General features: G+C 58.3%; 6 protein-coding genes. 2 read left to right on the plus strand and 4 right to left on the minus strand.

Going from position 1 to position 5276, the window contains the following annotated elements; all coding sequences use genetic code 11:
- Window positions 1–280 (plus strand): hypothetical protein (locus tag VN577_23825; protein ID HWR17879.1); only part of this gene is annotated, 280 nt, incomplete at its 5' end.
- 287 nt (window positions 281–567) lie between these two features.
- Here the strand turns inward: VN577_23825 and VN577_23830 are convergent.
- Window positions 568–1476, minus strand: coding sequence for an HNH endonuclease (locus VN577_23830; protein HWR17880.1), 909 nt, complete (start codon window positions 1474–1476; stop codon window positions 568–570).
- 455 nt (window positions 1477–1931) lie between these two features.
- Here VN577_23830 and VN577_23835 point away from each other — a divergent pair, with 455 nt between their 5' ends.
- Window positions 1932–3431 carry a hypothetical protein gene (locus VN577_23835; protein ID HWR17881.1) on the plus strand — a complete coding sequence of 500 codons (1500 nt, stop codon included), beginning with the start codon at window positions 1932–1934 and terminating at the stop codon, window positions 3429–3431.
- A 138-nt stretch (window positions 3432–3569) separates the two neighbouring features.
- Here VN577_23835 and VN577_23840 read toward each other — a convergent pair whose 3' ends face one another.
- From VN577_23840 to VN577_23850, 3 genes are all read right to left on the minus strand, one after another.
- On the minus strand, window positions 3570–3851 hold the full coding sequence (locus VN577_23840; protein HWR17882.1) for a hypothetical protein: 282 nt from the start codon (window positions 3849–3851) through the stop codon (window positions 3570–3572).
- A gap of 303 nt (window positions 3852–4154) precedes the next feature.
- The gene (locus tag VN577_23845; protein HWR17883.1) at window positions 4155–4412 is read right to left on the minus strand and encodes a hypothetical protein; all 258 of its coding nucleotides are present in this window, start codon (window positions 4410–4412) and stop codon (window positions 4155–4157) included.
- A gap of 89 nt (window positions 4413–4501) precedes the next feature.
- Complete coding sequence (locus VN577_23850) at window positions 4502–5155, minus strand: corrinoid protein (GenBank protein ID HWR17884.1); 654 nt, start codon at window positions 5153–5155, stop codon at window positions 4502–4504.
- Between the last annotated feature and the right edge of the window lie 121 nt (window positions 5156–5276).

Here is a 5276-nt window from a genome sequence, read left to right on the forward strand (position 1 = left end):
CACCATCATCGAATCCAACAGCATCCTGGAGTTCCTTGAGCCGGATCTCTACATCATGGTGCTGGATTTTGCCTGCGAAGATTTCAAACCCTCGGCCGCGCGCTACCTGGACCGCGCCGATGCCGTCGTCGTAATCGATCACGGGCTGAGTTCGCCGAAATGGAAGGATATTCCCCAGGGCCTTTGGGAGTCGAAACCGCGGTTCGCCGCTTCGCCGCCGGTTTACACCCCGCCCGCGCTCTCGGCCTTCGTAAGGCAGCGGTTCTTTCCTGCGGGGTGAACGCCCGTTCGATCAGCATAGAACCAGCTCAAACTGTCCCCTGGTTCCGCAACACCTATTGCTTCGTCTCCAAGGCTACAGCCCAGTCTTCGTGCGGCCGGACCTGATCACTTCTCCGCAAGGGGGACAAACCGTCAAAGTGAGTAAGGTATCGCCGACTGCAAGGGCGTTTCTCGGTCCCTATCCTTCCGGGGCTGGACATTCGCGGGCCGTTATCGTTTTGACGCGTTGACGGTCGGTGAGCTCGGCCTCGGCGCGCGTGGCGCTCAGCGCCGATTGCCTAACTCCTACAGCCCGCGTACTTCTACCTCCCCGCCTGGCTTGATGCTAACTTCCATATTGTCCTTGCCATGAAGCTTCTCTGCAGCTCGGGCGAGGCCGTCCCAAGAGCCCGTATTAGGAGATACTCCTGGCGGAAGGACGACCCATGCCGCGCCTGAGGAATTCTTGAGGTTGATAAGCGACAGGCAGACGGGCACACCACGTAGGGAATGCGTCTCGAATGTCAATCGGTCAGGGGCTCCGGGAAGCTGCGAAAAACCGGAGATTTCGCATGGCACGATGACGTCCGACAGCCGGGCGCGGTCAACCCCTTCTTCCCTGATTGCTTTGCGGATCGGTTCTAAGGATGGCAGCAGGATATAGCCGTAACCGCGATCCACGAACAGCCCGAGGTAGGCCGCCTTGGCGACAGCGGCCAGAAAATCCTCCCGTCGCAGGCCAGTCATCAATCGGATGCGAATAGGGCGTTCACCGGAATTATGCTGGTGGGCACGCTCCATCAAGGATTCTGCCATTTTCTGCGTTGTGGGCTTGACGTGGAAATGAATCCCATCCTTGACCCGATACTCGAAATCGACCGGCGCGCCGCCTTCGGCCCATTTAAGCCTGCCTTTCATTTTGGCGTTTTCTTTGAACCCTCGGTCGAGCCTGACTTTTCGCGCAATCTGCTCGTCGATCTCATACCCAAGAGTGCTATTACATCTTTTGCAACTCAAGGTCACCTTGCAATTGCCAGTGCTCTTGGGTATAACATGCTCCTCAGTGAGCAATCCGCTTTCGGCGGCGTCGAGACCGAACTCCCCCAGGCATAGTGGACACAGAATAACGCCTTGCTTGCCGATGACATTCCGGCGCAGGTCCGCTTCGAGTTGTGCGAACAACTTCAGGCGTGCTGGTTTTCCGCCCTCCCGCATTTACAAATTGTCCCAAAACTTATGCCGTCAGTCTGGTATCTGCGGTCTCGACGCGCGCCTATGTCGCCCGAACGTCCGCTCGGCAAGAGTCCAGAAGCGAACTTCGGAACAGCGCGGCCGGCAAACACGCGAAATGTGCGTTATGCGGCCAAGTGCGATACTCCTGATCGCCCTTCCGGATCCACAGTTATTTGTCGCATGCCTCGCCTCGCCGTATCGATTCACGTACTGCAACAACCATGCACGTGGCGCTTGAAAGATTCCTGTTCGATACTGCAGATGTGCTGCACTCTTTCCTGAGCGAGAACATCCTTGGCCGAGCTTCAGCCCAAACAGAAGTTAGCCGGGGGCGATCAACCTTCGGAGCATACTTGAAGGTGGCGCCTGATTCTTTTCTGTTTCAGGTTTTAGGACACGTGATAAAGAGACGGCCTTGGAATTACTGGGATCGAAGTGTGTTTCAAACCGCTCTCGAGACACTGCAGGCAGATCCAGACCGAACGCTGCAATCTTTGCATACGCACCGGCATGCGATTGATACGGGCATGAAAGAATGGTTGCGTGACGTGCCCGCGTCACAAGATGAACGCCCGATCTCGTTCCCCAGCACAGTTGAGCTTATTCGAATAGTGACACTTCATCACCCTGAGTACCTGCGTAGGGCTGAGCACATTTTCGGCAATGTTCTGCATCTGTTTTGGGGAATCCTGAAGAAGAAGAGCGTTGGCGGAGCGTTTGACCTGCGCTCTGCGCTCGCCGTGCTTGAAAGCAAGCGTCAGGCTATATTGGCGACTGGATACCGTGACGATATCCGCAACGGAATCGCGCATGGACAGGTAGTGTTTACTGGCAATGGAATCCATTACGGTCCGATGGAAAGCAAGGCGGAACTGCTGGCTTCAGACTTGCTCCATGAACTGGACCGGCTGTGGATGACATGCAATAGCCTTGTTCTCGCTTCGATAGTATTTGTTGGAGAACATCTAGAACGGCTAGGGACAACGTTCCTCCCCCCAAGTCGCCTGGCGGTGTTGTTCTCCGAAGTCGCCGCCGAACACCCTGGCTTTTCGGTGCTAGACGTCGTCGAGTCGGACTATCCGCGAACCGGGAGGCAACTCCATCTGTCAGTGTACTCGGCGTGCCGGTCGAGGACCGCGCTCATAGCAGATTGTTCAAGGGTGTCGCTGAACCTCTGGCGCTTTGGGGCGCGTGACTATCAACGGTTCCTTTTCACCATTGCTCACCCTGGGAAGCAAATTACATCCACGCTAGCGATTGAGCCTTCAAAGCTAGCGTCTTTGACACAGGAAAATGCGCCATTGGAGCGGCTTTCGGAAGCGCTGCCCGATCCGAGCCTTCTATGGTACGACGAAAGCAGTTTGTCGTTGAAAATCAGGAGTGCCAGCATTCTGCTGAGAGCGAATCTCCACCTCGCGCGTGAAGACGCATCAGCGCGCCTTCGTGCGGCAGGATTCCTGCGGACCCGCACTCGATACATCATTCGTTCGGTCGAAGACCGAAGTGCGGGTCGATGGATCCGTTTAGAAGTGACAGCGGTGCTTGTTGACGAGAGTGACGCAACAAACGTACGTATACTTCGGGAGATAACCCGCTGCATCATCCGGGAAACCAGGTCGCGGCTGCACTGGTCGAAGCCGGACGGCCTATCGCGAACGGTGCCGCTTATCGGGCGGCCCAAATACGTATGGGTGAAACTGTTTCGGCGTGACAGCACCGTTCGCGAGATTGGGCACGGGGGCTGGTTAGGGGCCAATTTACTCGTGACCGCAGAGAAGGTCTTTGGGTTCAGCGGGGATCCCGTGTTTGTTCCAAATGCGCAAGAGATTTGGAGAGGTATCCACCTCAGATATGGCTTGGATGCAGACGCCTATTCTGCAGCGGTCAGGGAACTCCAGAATCTCGTCGATGAGATCGTCCGAGATCCGTCGGATTAATCTAGCTTCTAGCACCTGGACGTGCAGTCGCTGGGAAGTGCGAGGGCCGGATTAGGAACGACAAGTCGGCATTTCGACTCGAAACCTATTGCGACGGAGAGGACACCCTTCGGGGATGGCGTGCGCCGGCCTGAACGCTCATCGGGAGCCGCCTTCCGGATCACCGAGCAGATTCGCAGCCGGAGCAGTCAGCGAGCCGGTCACGGTAAGCTCACGGACCTGTAGGCGCCCGATCGTAAGATCTTCAATCGAGGCGGACTTTAGATTCGTTTTACCGACGGTCAGTTTGCCGATGACGAGACGGCCAATGGCCAGCGCGCCTAACGCAAATGCGCCGACTGCGAGCGCACCCAACGCATTGGCGCCTACAGCGGCACGGCCGATTGCGAACTGTCGAAGACGTGTTGTGGTCTGCGTCATAAAGAAGCACCTGCCCCAATTATCTCGTCAGGGAGACCGGGGAGACGCCCTCGCCGATAAATCTCGGGCTTCGGAAGCCGGAAATGGCGCCGGCAACCCGCACGTCAGATCCGGAACGAGAAGTCGGCTGGTGTCCGCGGATTCCTCGGATCGGCAAGTTTCCGCAAAACGCCCACCCCGTAGATCGGCAAGTCCGAATCGGCTGCCACGGCTCGGGAGTGCTATATGGGTTACCGGGAGGTAAGCGCCGTGGCGGGTGGGATCGGCTCGTAGTTTCCGAGTTGAAGAGAACTCCGGTACGCTTTACACCCCGCCCGCGCTCTCGGCCTTCATGAGGCAGTGGCTCTCGCCGCTGGCTTGAACACCGGCCGCCAGCAGGATGCGTTGCGCTTCGGCGATCTGGCGCTCAATTAGCTCCAGGTTCTCTGAGACGCGCGGATCCGCCGTGCCGTCGAGGACCATGCGTAGAAAAAACGCGCAGGTTTCGATGGTGCTGAGCGGCTGCCGCAGGTTGTGGACGAGGGTGGCGATGACGGCGGATTCCGGCGGAATAAGGCTCATGCTTGGGGACTCGCGGGAAGACGATTATAGCAGGAACCCGACGGACGAATCCGGCCGCCCCGGGCAGCGGCCGGATGCTGGAGTACAGCTTACGCGGAGGCTTCTGAACCTTGTGCTACGAGCTGCCGCGCCAGGCTGACGGCGGAGATGGCGTTTTCGCCGTAACCGTCCGCCCCGATCTGGGTGGCATACTGCGGCGTTACCGGAGCACCGCCCACCATGATCTTGATCTTGCCCCGCACGCCGGCATTGGTGAGTGCCTCGATGGTGGTTTTCATGGCGGGCATGGTCACAGTCAGGAGAGCCGAGAGGCAAATCAGGTTGGCGCCCCGCTCCTTCACCGCGGCCACAAACTTGTCGGGCGATACGTCTGCCCCCAGGTCTATCACCTCGAACCCGCCGCCTTCGAGCATCGACGCTACCAGGTTCTTGCCGATATCGTGCAGGTCGCCCTTCACCGTGCCGATGGCCACGCGCGCCACCGGCTCGCTGCCTTGCGCCGCCAGCAGCGGCCGGATCAGTTCCAGGGCCCCCTTCATGGCGCGCGCCGAAATCAGCAGTTCCGGCACGAAGTACTCCTCGCACTCGAACCGCTTCCCCACCTCGTCCATGGCGGGAACCATGTGATTGGTCACCAGGTCGAGAGGGTTTACGCCTTCGGCAAGCGCCTCCTTGGTGACTGCGGTCGCCGTCTTGGCGTCGCCGTCTAAAATCGCATCGTAGAGTCTCTTAAGGTCAGTCATTAATGCCTCGTATCGCGCTTCGTGATTCCATTGAATTCCCGGACGGCGTCGATCATCGCCATTATATTCCGAACCGGGGTGCATGCCTGGACGTTGTGGATCGAGTTGAAGACGAACCCGC

This window comes from Terriglobales bacterium (assembly GCA_035561515.1).
Taxonomy (GTDB): Bacteria; Acidobacteriota; Terriglobia; order Terriglobales; family Acidobacteriaceae; genus DATMXP01.

Excerpts from the sequence above, each read along its gene's own strand:
- VN577_23830 (HWR17880.1), bottom strand. The coding sequence starts at position 1,476 with ATGCGGGAGGGCGGAAAACCAGCACGCCTGAAGTTGTTCGCACAACTC.
- VN577_23840 (HWR17882.1), bottom strand. The coding sequence starts at position 3,851 with ATGACGCAGACCACAACACGTCTTCGACAGTTCGCAATCGGCCGTGCC.
- VN577_23845 (HWR17883.1), bottom strand. The coding sequence starts at position 4,412 with ATGAGCCTTATTCCGCCGGAATCCGCCGTCATCGCCACCCTCGTCCAC.
- VN577_23850 (HWR17884.1), bottom strand. The coding sequence starts at position 5,155 with ATGACTGACCTTAAGAGACTCTACGATGCGATTTTAGACGGCGACGCC.